Raw genomic sequence first — 18283 nt, 5'->3', positions numbered from 1 at the left:
GCGGATGCAGGACTCACCCGCGAGGGCGGGCAGGGGCGGCCAGGGTCCGGGGGTCGGTGGGCATCTTTGGGCGGGACCCTGGCCGCCCCTGCCCGCCCGGAGCCCGGACACGTGCCCGACCGCCCGACCGGCAGAACCGCTCCGCCTTCTCAGTGCCCCGTCAGCGGCGCGATCAGGCGGGCGGCCAGCGAGGGTCGCGCCAGCATGCGCTCCTCGACGTCGGCGATGCCCATGCCCGCGAGCCCCAGGTTCGCGCCGAGGAAGCGCAACGGTTCCGGCTCCCACTTGGGGCTGCGGTGGTTCACCCACGGCAGGGCGGTGAGCTCGCTCCGGATGCCGAGCAGCAGGTCGCGAAGCGTGCGGCCCGCGAGATTGGTGGTCGAGAGGCCATCGCCGACGTAACCACCGGCGAAGGCGACACCGGTGCGCGGATTGTAGCTCGCCGACGGGTGCCAGTCGCGGGGGACCCCGAGCGGTCCGCCCCAATGGTGGGTCACCTCGGCACCCTCCACGGCGGGGAACAGGTCGACGAGCGCGCGCCGCAGGTGCTCGAGCACCCGTTCCGACGTGTCGTACTCCGGCCGGATGCGCGAGCCCCAGTGATAGCGGGCGCCGCGCCCACCGAAGGCGATGCGGTCATCGGCAGTGCGCTGGCCGTAGACGAGCAGGTGACGGTAGTCGCCGAAGGTCTGTCCCTGGCGAATGCCGATGCGCTCCCATGTCTCGCTGGGCAGCGGTTCGGTCGCGATCATGAGGGAGTACAGCGGCATGATGTGGCGGCCGACCCCGGGAAGGTCGGCTCCGAAGCCCTCGACCGCGATCACGACGTTCGCCGCGGCGACGACGCCCTCGACGCTCTCGCCATCGCGTCCGGAGACGAAGCGGGCCCGGTGCGCTCCCCACGCCGTCACCTGTGTGCCCTCGTAGATCTGGACCCCGAGACTCTCCACCACGCGCGCCAGGCCGCGCACGAGCGTCGCCGGTTGCACCCGGGCGCAGGCCGGATCGAGCACGGCGGCGACGGCACCACCGCCGACCCCGTAGCGGGCGAGGGCGGTCGCATCCTCGATCAGCTGCAGGCGGTCGACGCCCAGTCGCTCGGCAGCGGCGACCTCCGCCCGTGCCGCCTCCAGCTGTACCGCGTCGCGGGCGAAGCTGAGCGTTCCGCCCTTCGCGAAATCGCACGCGATGTCCTCCTCGCGCACCACGCGACCCACCTCGTCGACCGTCGCCACCATCGCGCGCCGCACGGCGGCGGCAGCGTCGGCGCCGTACGCGCGCTCGAGTGCTCCCGCCGAGCGGGGGAACAGGGCCGAGCACCAGCCGCCGTTGCGACCGGAGGCGCCGAAGCCCGCGATCTCCTTCTCGAGCACGAGAATCGACAGGCTCGGGTCGGCCTTGGCGAGGTAGTAGGCCGTCCAGAGTCCGGTGAGCCCGCCGCCGACGATGCAGACATCGACGCGTCGGTCGCGCTTCAGGCCCGGCCGGGGCGTGAGGTTCTCGCCCTGTTCATCGGCGAGCGACTCGAGCCAGAAACTGAGCGCGCGGTAGTCGCCGCTCAGAGTCGCGTCCAGGCTTCGCTCAGCACGCCGCGAAGGATCTCGGTGATCTCGGCGAACTCCGCCGGCCCCGTGGTCAGCGGTGGGGCGAGCTGCACGACGGGGTCGCCGCGATCGTCGGCCCGGCAGTACAGTCCCGCGTCGAAGAGCGCCTTGGAGAGGAACCCGCGCAGCAGCCGCTCGGCCTCGTCGTCGTCGAAGGTCTCCTTGGTGGCCTTGTCCTTCACGAGCTCGATGCCGAAGAAGTACCCCTCGCCCCGCACGTCGCCGACGATCGGCAGGTCGAGCAGCGTCTCGAGTTGCGCGCGGAAGAGCGGCGAGTTCTCGCGCACCCGTTCGTTGAGCTTCTCCTCCTCGAAGATGTCGAGGTTCTCCAGGGCGACGGCGGCCGAGACGGGATGTCCGCCGAACGTGTAGCCGTGGTAGAACGACGTGTCGCCGTGCCGGAAGGGCTCGTAGATGCGGTCGCTCACGATCGTCGCGCCGATGGGGGAGTAGCCGCTCGTCATTCCCTTCGCGCACGTGATCATGTCGGGAACGTAGCCGTACTCGTCGCACGCGAACATGTGGCCGATGCGCCCGAACGCGCAGATCACCTCGTCGCTGACGAGCAGCACGTCGTACCTGTCGCAGATCTCGCGCACCCGCTGGAAGTAGCCGGGGGGAGGCGGGAAGCAGCCGCCCGAGTTCTGCACGGGCTCCAGGAACACCGCGGCGACCGTGTCCGGCCCCTCGAACTGGATCATCTCCTCGATGCGGTTCGCCGCCCACACTCCGAAGGCCTCGAGGTCATCGGCCGGCGCGCCCACTTCTGCGGCACGGTAGAAGTTCGTGTTCGGCACCCGGAAGCCACCCGGCGTCACGGGCTCGAACATCGCCTTCATGGCGGGAATGCCGGTGATCGCCAAGGCGCCCTGTGGCGTGCCGTGATAGGCCACGGCCCGCGAGATCACCTTGTGCTTGGTCGGCTTGCCCTGCAGCTTCCAGTAGTACTTGGCGAGCTTGAAGGCGGTCTCGACCGCCTCGCCGCCGCCGGTGGAGAAGAACACCCGGTTCAGATCGCCCGGCGCGTAATCGGCGAGCCGATCGGCCAGCTCGATCGCCGACGGATGCGCGTACGACCACAGTGGGAAGAAGGCGAGTTCCTCCGCCTGCCGGGCGGCGACCTCCGCGAGGCGCTTGCGGCCGTGGCCGGCATTGACGACGAAGAGGCCCGAGAGAGCGTCGATGTAGCGCTTGCCGCTCGAGTCCCAGATGTGGTGACCCTCGCCCCGGGTGATGATGGGCACGCCGTCACTCTCCATGGTCGACTGGCGGGCGAAGTGCATCCAGAGGTGATCCTTCGCCTTCTGCTGAAGGTCGGAGTGATCGGTGGCGGAGAGTCCGCCCGAGGTCATCATGGTCATCGTGTTCCCCAGTTGTAGAGCTGCTTGTGCAATTTCAGGTAGACGAAGGTCTCTGTGCTGAGTACCCCGTCGAAGGAGCGGATCCGCGTGTTGAGCAGGCTGAGCAACTCGTCATCGCTCTCGCAGACGACCTCGACGAGGATGTCGAAGCTCCCGGCCGTGAGTACGACGTAGTCGACCTCCGGGAGCGCCGCCAGTTCGTCGGCGATCGCGCGGGTGTCTCCCGTCGCCCGGATGCCCACCATGGCCTGGCGGAAGAAGCCCAGCTGCAGCGGGTCGGTCACGGCGACGATCTGCATGACCCCGGATTCCGTGAGCTTCTGCACCCGCTGGCGCACGGCTGCCTCGCTGAGGCCCACCGCCTTGCCGATGTCGGCGTACGAGCGCCGGCCGTCATCCTGCAGTTGCTCGATGATGGCCTTCGAGACGGCGTCGAGCTGGTGGGCATTCCGCGAGGGCGCACGACTCTGGCTGCTCATGAATGGATTCTGACAGCGAGAACCGCATCCGGCAAGTGATTCCGTTGTTTCAGCACATTTTCGCCACGGAATCCATGGCATCGACGCGGGAATCGCGTCGGCGGTGCCGGAGCCCGCGTCCCGGATATCATGTGGCCATGGCGCACGCGGACACCCCACGGCCCGCAGGCGCGGCGGGCGCGGGTGCGAGGATCACCGCGAGCGGTCCCGGCACCGCGTTCCGGTTCGTCGTCGGTGACGGATTCCTCGTCGCGTTGCCCGCGGACTCGGACCCGGGCATCGCTGAACGGCTCGCGGTGCTCACGCGCACCTCGATCGAGTCCCTCGTCGCACTCATCCCGCTCAGGGGGGCGGATGCCGTGGACTCGTTCGCCGCCGTGATGCTCAGCGATGCGCGTGCTGAGGGCGCCTCCGTCACCGCCGTGATCAGGGGCGGGCTCGCGCTCGATGTCTATTCCATCGGCGGTTCCCGCCGGTTCAGCGACGGCGGCGCGCGACCGTGGCTGCTGGCCGACTTCCGCGACGTCACGGCGGTCATCGCACACGCGGTCGGCGCAGAGGTGGCCTCGGCCGCGGGCGTCGGCCTCGGCTCTGCGGTACGCACGTCGATCGTCGCCGCAGACCGGCTGGACTGGCTCCTGGCCGCCGAGGGCGATCTCGCGCCGCTCACGTACGCGCCGGCCGCCGTGCCCCGGGAAGCGCCGAGCATCGACGATCTCGATGACACGGTACTGCGGCCCTCGACGGAGGACACGGTGATCTCGGCAGCCGTGCTCGACGACACGGTCGTGGGAACGCCGGCGGAGCAGACGATCATCCGCCTGCCCGGCTCCGATGACACCGTCATTCGCACCTCGGCTCCCGATGACACCGTCGTGCGTCCGCTCGGGCGCTCCGCACGCCCGGCCGATCCTGCGACGACGCTCCCAGGAGCCGATGCGGGCGCACCGGTGCCGCGCTACACCTTCCGTGTGGGCGACGGGCAGGAACTCGCCCTCGACGGCGTGCACCTCATCGGGCGCTCGCCGAGTCCGCGCCGGCTGACGGATGCCGGTGCCCGGCTCGTGAAGGTCGCCTCGCCCACCTCCGAGGTCTCGGGAACCCACCTCGAATTGCGGGCGGAGGGCCGCACGGTGGTGGTCACCGATCTGCATTCCACGAACGGCACGCTCGTGCAGCCGCCCACCGGGCGCCGTCGGCGCCTGCGACCCGGCGAGTCCCTGGTGGTCATGCCGGGAACGAAGGTGCTCATCGGGGAGGATACAATCGTGACCATATCGGCGGCCGGCGAGCCGCCGGATCATTTCCCCGTGACGAGAAGGCCGACGACGTGACCCAGATCGGTCAAGGCAATGCCCAGCACACCACCGTGCTGACCGGCGAGAGCGAGGCGAGCGTCACGCTGGCCTGGTCGGCATTGACCGACACGGGCCATCGGCGTGAGGCGAACGAAGACTCGTACATGGCGCAGTCGCCCATCTTCGCCGTCGCAGACGGCATGGGCGGACACTCGGCCGGGGACTTCGCGAGCGCGGCCGTCGTCACGAGGCTGGCAGAGCACGGCACGCGCGAGTGGGTCGACCCGGCTGGACTCGAGCAGTCGTTGCGGCTCGCCGTCGACGACATGGGCCGCGGCGGAGGTGTGACGGATGCCGGGACCGGCACCACCGTCACCGGCGTCGCGCTCACGCGCACGCGGGAGGGCGTTGCCTGGCTCGTGTTCAACATCGGCGACTCGCGGGTGTACCTGCTCTCCCACGGCGTGCTGGAGCAGCTCACGACCGACCACTCGATCGTGCAGGAACTCGTCGACGCCGGTCACATCTCACGCGAGGAGGCCGAGACGCATCCTCACTCCAACGTCATCACGCGCGCCGTCGGCTTCCACGAGGTGCCGATTCCCGACTACCGCCTCATCGCGGTCGAGGAGGGCACGCGGCTGCTCATCTGCTCCGACGGGCTCACGAAGGAACTGACGCCCTACGGCATCCGGCACTTCCTCATGTCGACGGAGACGGCAGAGGATGCGACGCGTCAACTCGTCGACGCCGCCCTCGGCAACGGCGGTCGTGACAACGTCACCGCGATCGTCGTCGACGTCCTGGGTGTCACGGGGGCTGCTCCCGAGCCCCATCAGCACTGACGTGGTGCCGCGAATGAGGCCCCCTCACGGGGGGTCTTCGCTCGCTGCCGCTTGCCTACAATTGAGGGCACCAGGCTCGAAGGGGTGCAGCGGAGCCGTCTCCGCTGACGAGTCGGCCCATGAAATGACGAGGGGACAGGCATGACGCGTCGTCTTCCCTCGAACCCTCCGAACCTGCCGGGCTTCTCGTACGTGCACGTGCTCGGCTCCGGCGGCTTCGCCGACGTGTTCCTCTACGAGCAGAACATGCCACGCCGGCAGGTGGCCGTCAAGGTGCTGCTCTCGGAGGTCGTCAACGACCGCGTGCGACAGATGTTCCAGGCCGAGGCCAACCTCATGGCGCAGCTGAGCTCGCACCCCTCGATCCTCACCGTGTACCAGGCGAGCGTGTCGAGCGACGGCCGTCCCTACCTGGTCATGGAGTACTGCTCGTCCACGCTCACCGCCCGCTACCGGTCGGAGCCACTGCCCGTCGCCGAGGTGCTGCGCATCGGCATCAAGATCGCGAGCGCCGTCGAGACCGCCCATCGGGCCGGAGTGCTGCACCGCGACATCAAGCCGTCGAACATCCTCATGACCGCGTACGGCCATCCCGTGCTCTCGGACTTCGGGATCGCTGCGACGCTCGGCGAGTCGGAGACGCCCGACGCCGTCGGTCTGTCGATTCCGTGGTCGGCCCCCGAGGTACTGCACGACGAGGTCTCCGGCACGGTCGCGAGCGAGGTGTTCTCGCTCGGCGCCACGCTGTACTCGCTGCTCGCCGGCCATTCCCCCTTCGAGGTGCCCGGACGGGAGAACACCTCCGCCGAACTGATGGCGCGCATCGCGAAGGCCCGCTACCAGCCCATCGGCCGTGCCGATGTGCCCGCGTCCCTGGAGGCGGTGCTGCAACGCTCCCTCTCCCGCCGTCCGGAGGCGCGCCAGCGCGGCGCCCTGGAACTCATCCGTGAACTGCAGGCGGTCGAGGCGGAGCTCGACCTCGTCCAGACCCCGCTCGAGGTCGCCATGGACGACTGGGCCATCGCCACAGCCGTCGACCCCGATGAGCGCACCCGCATCAGCGGGGTCAACGTCGTGCAGCCCACCCGGCGGCCGCGGCGCGCACCCGGAGCACGGTCGGCCGTCTCGGCCGGGCCGACGGGGATGGGCCGCTCGAATTCCACGACGGCATCCGGGGGGCTCAGCGATGCGGAACGGCGCAGCCGCCGCCTGGTGTGGGCCATGCTCGCCGTCTCGGTTCTCGTTCTCGGCCTCGCCGTCGTGGCCACGGTCGCGATCGTGCGACAGAGCTCCGGCGACATCCCGACGGTCTCCAATGTCGCCGGCCAGCTCGACGGCTCAACGGTGCGATTCTCGTGGGATGACCCTGGCCTCGCCGCCGGCGACACCTACGTCGTCGCTGTGCGCGACGGATCCTCGAGCGTGCAGCGCGCGACGAGCTTCCAGCTCCAGGTCGGTGACGCCGACCAGATCTGCATCACGGTCTCGGTGAGCCGCGACGGACGCACGGGCTCGCCGAGCAGCGAGAAGTGCGTCGAGGCGGCCGGGGGCGCATCGCCATGATGCGCGCCTGGCTGGCGGCGCACCGCTCGGGCCTGGCCGCCGCACTCAGCGGCAGTGTCATCGTGGCCGTCGTCACGACGATCGGCATTCTCAGCGGCGGCTACACCGCCCAGCACCTGGACCTGGGGGACGGGTCGGTGTGGGTGCTCAACGAGTCCAAGCAGCTGATCGGCCGGGCCAACACCCAGGTCTTCGAGCTGAACACCATCGTGGACTCCGGGGCCGCCGGTTCCGAGATCGCCCAGTCGGGCTCGAACGTACTGGTCACCGACCGTACGAAGAGCGCGCTCGACATCGTGAACGCCGCCACGAGCGAGATCGACAAGTCCGTGCCGCTTCCGCCGAAGGATCCGACGGTGAGCATCGTCGGTGACGAAGCCATCATCACGGCCGGCGGCGACCTGTGGAGCACTCCCGTTGCCGACCTGGCGGAGTTCGACTCCTCCTCCGCACCGGAACTGCGCCTCGGACCGGGTTCCCTCACGAGTATCGCTGCGGACGGCGTCATGTTCGCGTTCACCCCTGCTACCGGCACGGTGACGAGCGTGGACGTCGATGGCGGCGACGTCCTCGCGACCACCGAGGTCACGGGGTTGGAGCAGACGGACGACTTCCAGCTCACCAGCGTCGCCGGCCACTGGGCGCTCCTGGATGCCACGACCCTCACGCTCCACACGTCGGCCGGGGCCACCCCGATCGCCGACCTCGTGCCCGACCCCGCAGACATCCGGCTCCAGCGACCGGGCGGCGATGGGGACACCGTGCTCATCGCGCACCGCACCGGACTGGTGTCCGTGCCGCTCGGAGGAGGCGAGGCCAGAACGGTCGTGGGCGGCCGGTCGGGCCTTCCCGCGGCGCCCCTCGCGGCGGGTGCATGCGTGTACGCGGCGTGGGGCGACGGCATCAGCTGGAAACGCTGCGGGTCGGGCGACGGCACGAGTTCACCGCTGGATCGGGCGACCGGTCGGCTGCAGCTGGCGTTCCGCACCAACGGCGAGACGGTCGTGCTGAACGACGCGACCACGGGTGCGACCTGGGCGGTGCAGTCGGAGAACCGGCTCATCGACAACTGGGACGAGCTGATCCAGCAGAAGCACACCGACAACGTCATCGAGCAGAACAACACGGAGGATGATCCGGAACTCGAGAAGGCCGAGCAGCCGCCTGTCGCCGTCGACGACGACCTCGGGGCGCGTCCCGGCCGCTCGACGATCCTGCCCGTGCTCATCAACGACTTCGACCCCAACGGCGACGTGCTCGTGATCACCGACCTCACGCAGCCGCAGCAGGGCCGCATCGACCGTGTCAGCAACAACCAGCAGTTGCAGCTGACCCTGCCGACGACGGCGACGGGGTCGGTGCAGTTCGGCTACACGATCAGCGACGGCCGCGGCATGACGGCCTCCGCATCCGTCAGCGTGGGCATCCGGACCGATTCCGAGAACTCGCCGCCGCGCCAGGTGCGCGAGACGCACGCGGAGCTCGAGGAGGGCGGTCGCGTCAGCACGCAGGTGCTCGGCGACTGGGTCGACCCCGACGGCGATGCGATGTTCCTGGCCGGCGCTGCCGGACCCCCCACCGACACGGTGGCCTTCAAGCCCGACGGCACCGTGGTGTTCACCGACGGCACCGGCAGCGGGCCGCCGGTGTCGGTGAGCCTGACGGTCTCCGATGGGCGCGACGAGGGCGTCGGCAGCCTCAGCGTGAAGGTCGGAACGGCCGGCGACCTCGAGATCACGACCGAGCCGTTCCCCGCCCTCGCGACGGCCGGTGAGGAGATCACGATCGCCCCTCTCACCCACGTGCGCGGCGGCAACGGGCGCTACCGCCTCTCGAGCGTGCCGGCGAAGCCCGACGTGGAGCTGACACCCGACTTCGACGGAGGCACCTTCCGTTTCTCGAGCACCGTCGTCGGCACCCACTACGTCGAATACGGTGTCACCGACGGAGTGAGCAACGCGACGGGCACCGTGCGGGTCGATGTCATCCCGCCCTCCGACGGCCCCACGACGCCCATCACCGTTCCGCACACCGCCTTCGTGCGCACCGAGCGGGCGACGACCGTCGACGTGCTCGCCACCGACATCGATCCGACCGGCGGCGTGCTGCTCATCACCGCTGTCGACGATGTGGCGGCCCAGACCGGCCTGCGCGTGGAGAACCTCGAGCAGAGCCGCCTTCGGGTCACACTGACGAGGCCGCTCGAGGAGGGTTCCACGAGCTTCCATTACACGGTGAGCAACGGACTCGCCGAGGCGCAGGGCACCGTCACCGTCATCGAGGTGCCGCCGCCCGCGGTGCGCCAGGCGCCGATCGCCAACGACGACACCGCATCCGTCCGAGTGGGCGACGTCGTCGACATCCCGGTGCTCGACAACGACGAGCAGCCCGACGGCGAGCCGCTCACCCTCGACCCGGTGCTCCCGGATCGCCCCGAGGGCAGCGGGCTGCTGTTCGTCTCGGGGAACGTGCTGCGCTACCTCGCCCCGGAGCGGCCGGGCAACTACACCGCCGTCTACCGCGTCGACTCGCCCGGCGGACTGTTCGCCTCCGCCCAGGTGAACATCTCCGTGCGCGAGGCCGACGCGGCATCGAACAATCCACCGGTGCCGCGGGCCATCACGGCGCGGGTGCTCGCCGGCGAGACCGTGCGCATCACCGTTCCCCTGACGGGGATCGACCCCGACGGCGACTCGGTGCAGCTGATCGGCCAGGAGACGAATCCGCAGAAGGGATCGGTGCTCGACAGCGGCAGCGACTGGTTCGACTACCAGGCGGGGGAGTACTCCACGGGCACGGACAGCTTCGACTACGCGGTCATCGACGCGCTCGGGCAGCGAGCCAGCGGAACCGTGCGCATCGGAGTGGGCCCGCGTGCCGACGGTGCCCGCAATCCGGTCGCCGTGCCGGACCTCGTGCTCACGCGTCCCGGCGCCACCGTGCTCGTGCGAGTGCTCGACAACGACTCCGACCCCGACGGCGCGCGGTTGAGCATCAGCTCGATCCAGCCGACGACCGCCGGTCCGACGGCGAAGGTCGACGGCGAGCTCGTCAAGGTGACCGTGCCGGCGACCGAGGGCGACTACGGGTTCATCTACACGATCGAGAACGGACGCGGAGGCTCCAGCTCGAACTTCCTGACCGTGCAGGCGCGCACCGATGCCCCGCTCTCGCGCCCCGACGCCCGCGACACGGTGCTCACCCTCTCCGACGTGCTCGACCGCGACACCGTCGACGTCGCCGTGCTCGCCAACGTCTTCTTCGCCGACGGACCGGTCTCCTCCCTGAAGCTGACGGTGCTGCCGGCGTACTCGTCGAGCGCGACGGTCACTGCCTCGGGAACGGTGCGCGTGCGCGTGCGCGATGAGAGCCAGATCATCCCGTTCCAGGTGGCGCATCCCAAGGACCCCTCGATCGTGGCGAATGCCTTCATCTGGGTGCCGGGCTACAACGACGCCCTTCCCCAGGTGCGGCGATCGGCTCCGGCGCTGACGGTGGTGAGCGAGGGTGCGCTCAGCATCGACATCAACAAGTACGTCGTGGCCGTCGGAGGGCGCAAGGTCCGTCTGACGGACTCGGGAACGGTGCGCGCGACCCACGCCGACGGCGCTGACCTCGTCGCCGATGCCCAGACCCTTCGCTTCCGCAGTGCCGAGAAGTACTTCGGTCCGGCCTCGATCTCGTTCGAGGTGACCGACGGCACCTCGGCGGACGACCCGGACGGGCACGTCGCCACGATCGTGCTTCCGATCATGGTGACCGCGCGCGAGAACCAGCCGCCGGCGTTCGCGGGCGCCGTGATCGACTTCGAGCCGGAGCAGCAGAAGAGCATCGACCTGCGGAAGCTCACCACCTACCCCTACCCCGACGACCTCGACGAGCTGGCCTACTCGATCCTGGATCCCAAGCCGCAGGGGTTCACGGCGACACTCAACGCCAGCACGCTGACGGTGAAGGCGGACAGCAGCGCGCCGAAGGGCACCCAGGGCACGGTGCTGATCGGCGTGCGTGACGACGCGAACGTCGGAGCCTCGGGGCGCATCCTGCTGCGCGTGGTGCCCTCCACGCGCCCCATCGCCGTTCCGGCCCCCGACTACGCGGTCGTGGCCCGTGGGGGGACCACGAGCATCGACGTCCTCGGCAACGACTCCGCGACCAATCCGTTCCCCTCCACGCCGCTGCGGGTCATCGACGTGCGCGGAGTGGACAGCGGCACCCTCCCCGCAGGAGTGAGCATCACGCCGAGCGAGGACCGCAGCACCCTGCGCGTGACGGTGGCCCGATCCGCGGAGCCGATCGACACCAACCTGCAGTATCAGGTCGCCGACGCAACGGGGGATCCGGATCGCTTCGCCTGGGGGTCGGTGCGCATCTCGGTGCAGGACCGGCCCGACCCCGTGACGGGCGTGCGGGTCACCGGGTTCGGCGATCGCAGCCTGACCGTGGCCTTCGACGCCGCCGGCTTCAACAACTCTCCGATCACCGGCTACACCGTCTCCCTCATCAGCGCAGCGACGGGCCAGGTGCTCGGTAGCACCCTCTGCGCGGCGACCACGTGCACGGTTCCGACGCCGGGCAACGGCGAGGGCAATGCCGTGCTCGTGCGGGTGGTGGCCACCAACGGCATCGGCGATTCGGATGCGGCGACCTCCGCCGCTCCCGCCTGGTCCGATGTCGTGCCCGGCGCCCCGGGCGCACTCTCTGCGGCTCCCCTCGACGGCGGCCTTCGCCTGAGCTGGGATGCCGTCTCGTCTCCGGCCGGCGCCACCCCCGTCGGCTCCTATGTCGTCACGGTCGGCGGCGTGGTGCTCGGCGAGCGCGGTGCAGGGGAGATCTGCGCGGCGGGGCGCTGCTCGCTCGATGCGGGCGGGCTCGCCAATGGCAGCACGGTGCCCTTCAGCGTGAGCGCCCGCAACGGCGCCTACCCGGCCCTGGCCTCGTGGAACTCCTCGTCGGCCACAGGCGTTCCGTTCGGGCCGCCCCAGGCCGGCGGCATCCGGGCCGACGTCGACGCCGGCGCCGGGGCGGTCATCGTGAGCTGGGATGCATTCAACGGCAACGGCGACCCCGTGCTCGGTTACTTCGTGCAGCGCCTGGCCTCGAGCGCTCCCGGCGATCCGCTTCCGCCGGCGCCGCCGGGGGCCTGCTCGGTCTCCTCACCCGCCCCCGGTACCGTCTCTGGACCGAGCGGCATCGTGCAGGCGGTGGATGCGGGTGCCGGCTCCGCGCGGTTCGACGGGCTGACGGACGACGACAAGAGCTACAACTTCGTGGTGTGGGGGTACAACCGTTCGGGCTGCACGCCCACTGAGGTGACGGGCGCCGTCGTACGCGAGGCGCCGGGAACCACGACCGTCGATGCCTCCGTCGTCGACGGCCAGGAGAGCCAGGACCTTCTCGTGCGCTCGGCACGTTCGACCGGAAACGCGAAGCGCTTCGACCTGCGACTGGTCGACGCGGGAGGCAACCCAGTGGGGGGCGCCGTGGTCGAGGACGTCAGCCTTCCGGCCACGCCCAGGACGCTGTTCTCCCGTCCCTGGGGTGAGACCCTGCGCGTCCAACTGCGTGGGTGCACGTCGTGGGGAACCTGCGGCGACTGGTCGGACACCGCGCCGGCCAACCCGGAGCCGTCGCTGACCTGGCACGCCGAGGGCCAGTCCTACGACCCGGCGACCGGCGTCTGGTCGTGGACGAACGCGCCCGGCAACGGCACCGCCTTTCCGGCGAGCTTCCGGTGCGGCCTGGAGGGCAGCGACGGCAGCGACGCGCAGAGCGCGAACAGCTGCGCGGTTGCCGGTGCGACGCCGGACGCGCACGTATGGTTGGAGATCACGATCAATTCCCTGACGAGGCGGTACGAACAGTGACGATGACCGGAGTTCCGGCGAACATCATGACCCCCGACGAGGCCGCCTGGTTCGCCGGCGTGTTCGACAAGCTCGTCGCGGGAGTCGAGCACGTTCTGCTCGGCAAGACGCACGTCATCCGCCTCGCCTTCACGGCGCTGCTCAGCGAAGGTCACCTGCTGCTCGAGGACGTGCCGGGAACGGGCAAGACCTCGCTCGCCCGGGCGGTGGCCGAGAGCGTGGGCGGCACGAGCAATCGCGTGCAGTTCACGCCCGACCTGCTTCCCGGCGACATCACCGGCGTCTCCATCTACGACCAGCGCTCCACCCGATTCGAGTTCCACCGCGGTCCGGTCTTCGCCAACATCGTGCTCGCGGATGAGATCAACCGCGCCAGTCCGAAGACGCAGTCCGCGCTGCTCGAGGTCATGGAGGAGGGGCAGATCACCATCGACGGCGTGACGCACCGCCTCGACCTGCCCTTCATGGTCATCGCGACCCAGAACCCCGTCGAGCAGGCGGGCACGTACCGGCTGCCCGAGGCCCAGCTCGACCGGTTCATCATGCGCGCCTCCATCGGATACCCCGACCATGCCTCGACCCTGCGCATCCTCGAGGGCGCGGACCGGCGCGCCCACGAGGTCGTCGTTCCGGCGATCGTGCCCGCTGCCACGGTCGTGCAGATGGCCGCCGTCGCCCGCACGGTGCACGTGGATGCGAGCATCAACGACTACGTCTCCCGTCTCGTGCAGGCCACCCGGCATGCCCAGGAGGTGCGCCTCGGCGTGAGCGTGCGGGGCGCACTCGCCCTCGTCCGAACTGCCAAGACGCTGGCTGCGGCCAATGGGCGCCACTACGTCATCCCCGACGACGTCAAGACGATGGCCGAGCCGGTGCTGGCCCACCGGCTCATCCTCGACGCCGAGGCGGAGTTCGACGGCGTCAGCCCGAGCAGCGTGATCTCGCAGCTGCTCATCGAGACGCCGCCGCCGAGCGACAGGCTCACCGTGTGACGCAGACCTCCGCAGAGGCGACTGCGCTCGATCGCCTCGACGTGCCGCGGGAGGGCGCACTCGCCGTGGCGATCGAACAGCTCGTGCGCGCGTCGGGCGCCGTGGGCCGGTCCCTCAGAGCGGCCGGCCGATTCGTCGGGGGCACCGTCACCGCCTTCGGCTGGTGCATCGTGGCGAGCGTCGTCGTCGGCTTCGCCGTCGGCTACTGGCTCGGCTGGAGTGAGTTCGTCGCCATCGGATGGGGCGCGCTCGTGCTGCTGTGCATCAGCGCCCTCTACCTCGTCGGACGTGACACCTATCGCATCCGGCTGTCGCTGCCCCTCGACCGGGTCGTCGCGGGTGAGCGCGCGCCCGGTGAGGTCATCCTCGAGAACCCCCGCCGGCGCAGGCTCGGATCGCTCTGGGTCGAGGTTCCGGTCGGAGAGGGCCTGGCGGAATTCCATGTCGCCGGGGTGGCGAGCGGCCAGTCCGAGAGCGAGGTCTTCCTCGTGCCGACCGAACGGCGGGGAGTGATCTCGGTGGGACCGGTGCGCACCATCCGCGGCGACCCGGTCGGCCTGCTGCGGCGGGAACTGACCTGGAGCGATCGCGTCGAGCTGTTCGTGCACCCGCGTACCGCCGCGATCCCGAGCCTGTCAACGGGAATCCTGCGCGACCTGGAGGGCGCGCCGACCCGCGACATCACCGACAGCGACGTCTCCTTCCATGCCCTGCGCGAGTACATGCCCGGAGACGACCGGCGTTTCATCCACTGGCGCAGCTCCGCCAAGACGGGCACCTACATGGTGCGCCAGTTCGAGCAGACCCGGCGCAGCCATATCCTCGTCGCCCTGAGCACGCAGGCCGCCGACTACGCGAGCGAGGAGGAGTTCGAACTTGCCGTCAGCGCGGCCGGCTCCCTCGGCGTCTACGCCATCCGGGACGGACGCACGGTCTCGGTGGTGGTCGGTGAGCGCACGCGTACTCGGATGCCCCGGCTGCGCGAGCTGCGCACCGACAGCCGCACGCGGCTGCTCGACGACCTGACCGTCGTGTCCCGCGACGCAGCAGCGGCGCGACTGGTCGATGTGGCCCGTTCGATCGGCCGGCGCACCTCGGGCGCTTCCGTGGCCTTCCTGCTGTGCGGGTCCATGACGCCGATCGCGGCGCTGCGACAGGCTGCGGCAGCCCTTCCGCCCGGTGTCGAGGTGATCGCCGTGCTGTGCGAGCCCGGCGTGGTGCCCGCGCTCAAGCGCATCGCGGAGCTGACCGTGGTCAGCATCGGCTTCCTCGACGACTTGCAGAAGTCGCTCGCCCGGACGGCGGCACTCTGATGGTGACCCGGGTCCGGCTCTCCGGCACGACCGTTCTCGGCAACGCCGTGGCGCTCACCGCTGCCATCGGGCTGGCCGTGCTGACGCTCTGGCCGGTGTACGAGTCGCCCGCCTTCGTCTGGGCCGTTCTCGGCAGCGCCCTGGCCGGAATGGCGATCGCGGTCCTCGGCGCCCGCTACCGCTGGTCGGCGCTGATCGTGCTGTTCGCGGTCATCGGCTGCTACCTGCTCATCGGGGTTCCCCTCGGCATCCCGTCGCTCGCGACATTCGGCATCCTGCCCACGCCGCAGGGGATCACGTCTCTGCTCGTGGCGACGGCAGAGAGCTGGAAGCAGTTGCTGACCATCGTGACACCGGTCGGCTCCTACCAGGCGCTGCTGGTGCCCGTGGTGATCCTCGTGCTCGTGACGGCATCCGTGGGCATGAGTGTCGCGCTGCGCGCCCGCAGGCCCGAGCTGGCCGCGCTCTGCCCGCTCGTCCTCTACGTCGCGGCCATCGCCTTCGGTCCCACGAGCGCCCAGGCCCCCGTGCTCGGAGCCCTCGGGCTCGGCGTGGTGCTCGTGCTGTGGTCTATGTGGATCCACCGCCGTCGCCGGGCACGGGCGATCGCGCTCATGGCGCGTCGCGGCACCGCCGTGCGCGAGAGCACGGCCCGGCGCAGCATCCAGGCCACGCGCACGCTCGCCGGCGCGCTCGTCGTCGTCGCGATCGCCGTCGCCGGTGGTGCAGCCGGGTCGGCGGCGTACCCGGTGAACGACGCTCGGGAGGTGCTGCGCCGACACACCGTCGCACCCTTCGACCCCCGCGACTACCCGAGCCCGCTCTCGGCGTTCCGCAGCTACCTGCAGGCCGACCGGGCTGATGCGACCATGATGACCGTGTCGGGCCTGCCGGCCGGCGGCCGGGTGCGCCTGGCCGCGCTCGACACCTACGACGGGGTCGTCTACTCGGTCGGAAGTGCGCAGACGGCCAGCGCATCCGGCTCGTTCACGAGGCTCCCGTACCGGCTCGACCAGAGCGCCGTCCGCGGCCGGCCGGTGAGCATCGGAGTGAGCATCGGATCGTACGAGGGCGTCTGGGTACCCGGCGCCGGGCGGCTGGAGTCGATCCATTTCGACGACCCCGAACGCGCGGACGCCTTCTTCTACAACGACAACGCCGGCACCGGCGCGGTGATCGGCGGACTCTCGCGAGGCGACAGCTACCAGAGTTCGGCTGTCGTACCCGCAGCGGCCGACCAACTGGCCGCCCTTCGCCCCGGTACGGCCGTGCTGCCGCCACTGCCTGCCGAGCCCGACGGCGTCGCCGAGAAGCTCGCATCCTGGGTGGATCCCGATGAGACGCCCGGCAACCAGCTGGCGGCGATGGTCGCCGGCATCAAGCGCGAGGGCTACGTCAGCCACGGCCTGCGCGACGATGAGCCCGTCAGTCGCTCCGGTCATGCCGCCGACCGCATCGCCCAGCTCGTTCAGGAGCGGCCGATGGTGGGCGACGGCGAGCAGTATTCGGTGCTGGCCGCCCTCATGGCCAGGATGATCGGCTTCCCCGCACGCGTGGTCATGGGCTTCGCGCCGACGGTGGCCGCCGATTCGGGGTCCGTGGCGATCAAGGGCAGCGACGTCTCGGCCTGGATCGAGGTGCAGGACGAGCAGGGCTCGTGGGTCGGCATCGACCCGAACCCCGAGCCTCGCCCGATCCCCGCCCCGGAACCCGACCAGCCGAATGTCGTCTCCCGGCCCCAGGTCGTGGTTCCGCCGCCGCCTGCGGAACCTCCGCAGAGTCCGGCCAACGCCGACCCCCAGCGCAATCCGGGGGAGGAGGACGCCGCTCTCGACCCGTTCCTGGCTGTGCTCCTCGTGGTCGCGCAGGTTCTCGGATGGGTCGTGCTCGTGGGGGCGATCCTGCTCAGCCCGTTCGTCGCCATCGTCGCCGCCAAGCTGCGCCGGCGCCGCCTGCGCCGCTCTGGCCCGACCCCGACGGCCCGGATCGAGGGAGGGTGGCGGGAGTTCACCGACTCCGCCCTGGACCGTGGTTTCGGCCTGAGCGCGTCGGCCACGCGCTCCGAAGCGGCCGCCGTCGTCGGCGGCATCCGCCCGCTCGTGCTCGCGGCCAGCGTCGACCGGGCCGTGTTCGCACCGGAGCCGCCCACGACGGATGACGTCGAGGCCGTCTGGCGGGACGTGGACGTTCTGCGTGCCGACCTGGACGAGCGGCTGACCCGATGGCAGCGGATACGTGCGGCCGTCTCCCTGCGCTCCTTCCGCCGTTACATTGGAACCGGGAAGGAGGGCTCGTGAACTGCCGGATCTGCGGGGCCGCCCTGCCAGAGGGTGCGATGTTCTGCGGCGAATGCGGCAGCTCGACGACCGCGACGCCGCTCACCCGCTCACGGCCGGATCCGCGCCCGCAGGACACCAGCCGCATCGAACCGTTGCCGCCGCACCTGTCCGGCGGCGATCCGCACGCCGAGTCGCCGCACGTGGAGGCGCCGCACGTGGAGGCGCCGCCCGCCGAGCCCGCCGCCGAGGCGGTGTGGACGCAGGAGCTGGCGCCGCCACGGCGCACGGCCCCGTCCTTCACGCTGGCCTTCAGCACGGGTGCCGTCGCCATCGTGAGCGGAACCGGGCTCATCGGCCGTCGACCCCTCCCGCAGCCGGGTGAGGCGTTCGACCAGCTGGTGCCGGTCGAGGATGCCGAACGGTCCGTCTCCAAGACCCATCTCGAGTTCGGCACCCACGACGGGGAGCTGTGGGTGAGCGATCGCTACTCAGGCAACGGCACGCTCATCCGCCGGCCCGATGGGACGGTGCTGCGGTGCGAGGCGGGCCGGCGCTACCTCGTTCCCCGTGGGAGCAGGGTCGACATCGCGGAGTTGTTCTTCACGGTGCGCTGATCCTGCACACCGGCGCCGATGCGCGTCGATCCTCACGGCCCGAGAACCTCCGACGACAGGGGAGGGTC

11 protein-coding genes are annotated in these 18283 nt (G+C 70.5%); 8 read left to right on the top strand and 3 right to left on the bottom strand.

Annotation, left to right across the window (positions count from 1 at the left end; genetic code table 11):
* Nucleotides 1-149: 149 nt before the first annotated feature.
* The 3 genes from WDJ51_RS07370 to WDJ51_RS07360 are packed head-to-tail and all read right to left on the bottom strand — an operon-like array spanning nt 150 to nt 3444.
* Nucleotides 150-1562, bottom strand: a complete 1413-nt coding sequence (locus tag WDJ51_RS07370; protein WP_337851832.1) for an NAD(P)/FAD-dependent oxidoreductase — start codon at nt 1560-1562, stop codon at nt 150-152.
* On the bottom strand, nt 1559-2965 hold the full coding sequence (locus tag WDJ51_RS07365) for an aspartate aminotransferase family protein (RefSeq protein ID WP_443218468.1): 1407 nt from the start codon (nt 2963-2965) through the stop codon (nt 1559-1561). Before WDJ51_RS07365 ends, WDJ51_RS07370 begins: the two co-directional genes overlap by 4 nt.
* Nucleotides 2962-3444, bottom strand: a complete 483-nt coding sequence (locus WDJ51_RS07360; protein ID WP_337851789.1) for an Lrp/AsnC family transcriptional regulator — start codon at nt 3442-3444, stop codon at nt 2962-2964. The genes WDJ51_RS07365 and WDJ51_RS07360 overlap by 4 nt, the downstream gene beginning before the upstream one ends.
* Nucleotides 3445-3581: 137 nt before the next feature.
* Between WDJ51_RS07360 and WDJ51_RS07355 the strand changes: the two genes are divergently transcribed.
* The 8 genes from WDJ51_RS07355 to WDJ51_RS07320 all read left to right on the top strand — a co-directional run bounded on the left by WDJ51_RS07355 (nt 3582) and on the right by WDJ51_RS07320 (nt 18215).
* Nucleotides 3582-4778, top strand: coding sequence for an FHA domain-containing protein (locus tag WDJ51_RS07355; RefSeq protein WP_337851788.1), 1197 nt, complete (start codon nt 3582-3584; stop codon nt 4776-4778).
* Entirely contained in the window at nt 4775-5587 is an 813-nt protein-coding gene (locus WDJ51_RS07350; protein ID WP_337851787.1) for a PP2C family protein-serine/threonine phosphatase, read from the top strand. Before WDJ51_RS07355 ends, WDJ51_RS07350 begins: the two co-directional genes overlap by 4 nt.
* A 141-nt stretch (nt 5588-5728) precedes the next feature.
* Nucleotides 5729-7150, top strand: a complete 1422-nt coding sequence (locus tag WDJ51_RS07345) for a serine/threonine-protein kinase (protein WP_337851786.1) — start codon at nt 5729-5731, stop codon at nt 7148-7150.
* A complete protein-coding gene (locus WDJ51_RS07340) occupies nt 7117-13017 on the top strand; it encodes an Ig-like domain-containing protein (protein WP_337851785.1) in 5901 nt (1966 codons plus the stop codon). The genes WDJ51_RS07345 and WDJ51_RS07340 overlap by 34 nt, the downstream gene beginning before the upstream one ends.
* Nucleotides 13018-13019: 2 nt before the next feature.
* Nucleotides 13020-14009, top strand: a complete 990-nt coding sequence (locus tag WDJ51_RS07335) for an AAA family ATPase (RefSeq protein ID WP_443218467.1) — start codon at nt 13020-13022, stop codon at nt 14007-14009.
* A complete protein-coding gene (locus WDJ51_RS07330) occupies nt 14006-15322 on the top strand; it encodes a DUF58 domain-containing protein (RefSeq protein WP_337851784.1) in 1317 nt (438 codons plus the stop codon). The genes WDJ51_RS07335 and WDJ51_RS07330 overlap by 4 nt, the downstream gene beginning before the upstream one ends.
* On the top strand, nt 15322-17619 hold the full coding sequence (locus tag WDJ51_RS07325; RefSeq protein ID WP_337851783.1) for a transglutaminase-like domain-containing protein: 2298 nt from the start codon (nt 15322-15324) through the stop codon (nt 17617-17619). The genes WDJ51_RS07330 and WDJ51_RS07325 overlap by 1 nt, the downstream gene beginning before the upstream one ends.
* A complete protein-coding gene (locus tag WDJ51_RS07320; RefSeq protein WP_337851782.1) occupies nt 17616-18215 on the top strand; it encodes a hypothetical protein in 600 nt (199 codons plus the stop codon). Before WDJ51_RS07325 ends, WDJ51_RS07320 begins: the two co-directional genes overlap by 4 nt.
* Nucleotides 18216-18283 lie beyond the last annotated feature (68 nt).

Source organism: Rathayibacter sp. YIM 133350 (assembly GCF_037404875.1).
GTDB lineage: Bacteria > Actinomycetota > Actinomycetes > Actinomycetales > Microbacteriaceae > Orlajensenia.
The sequence above is the reverse complement of the archived record's forward strand: the minus strand, read 5'-3'. Positions and strand labels throughout refer to the sequence as shown.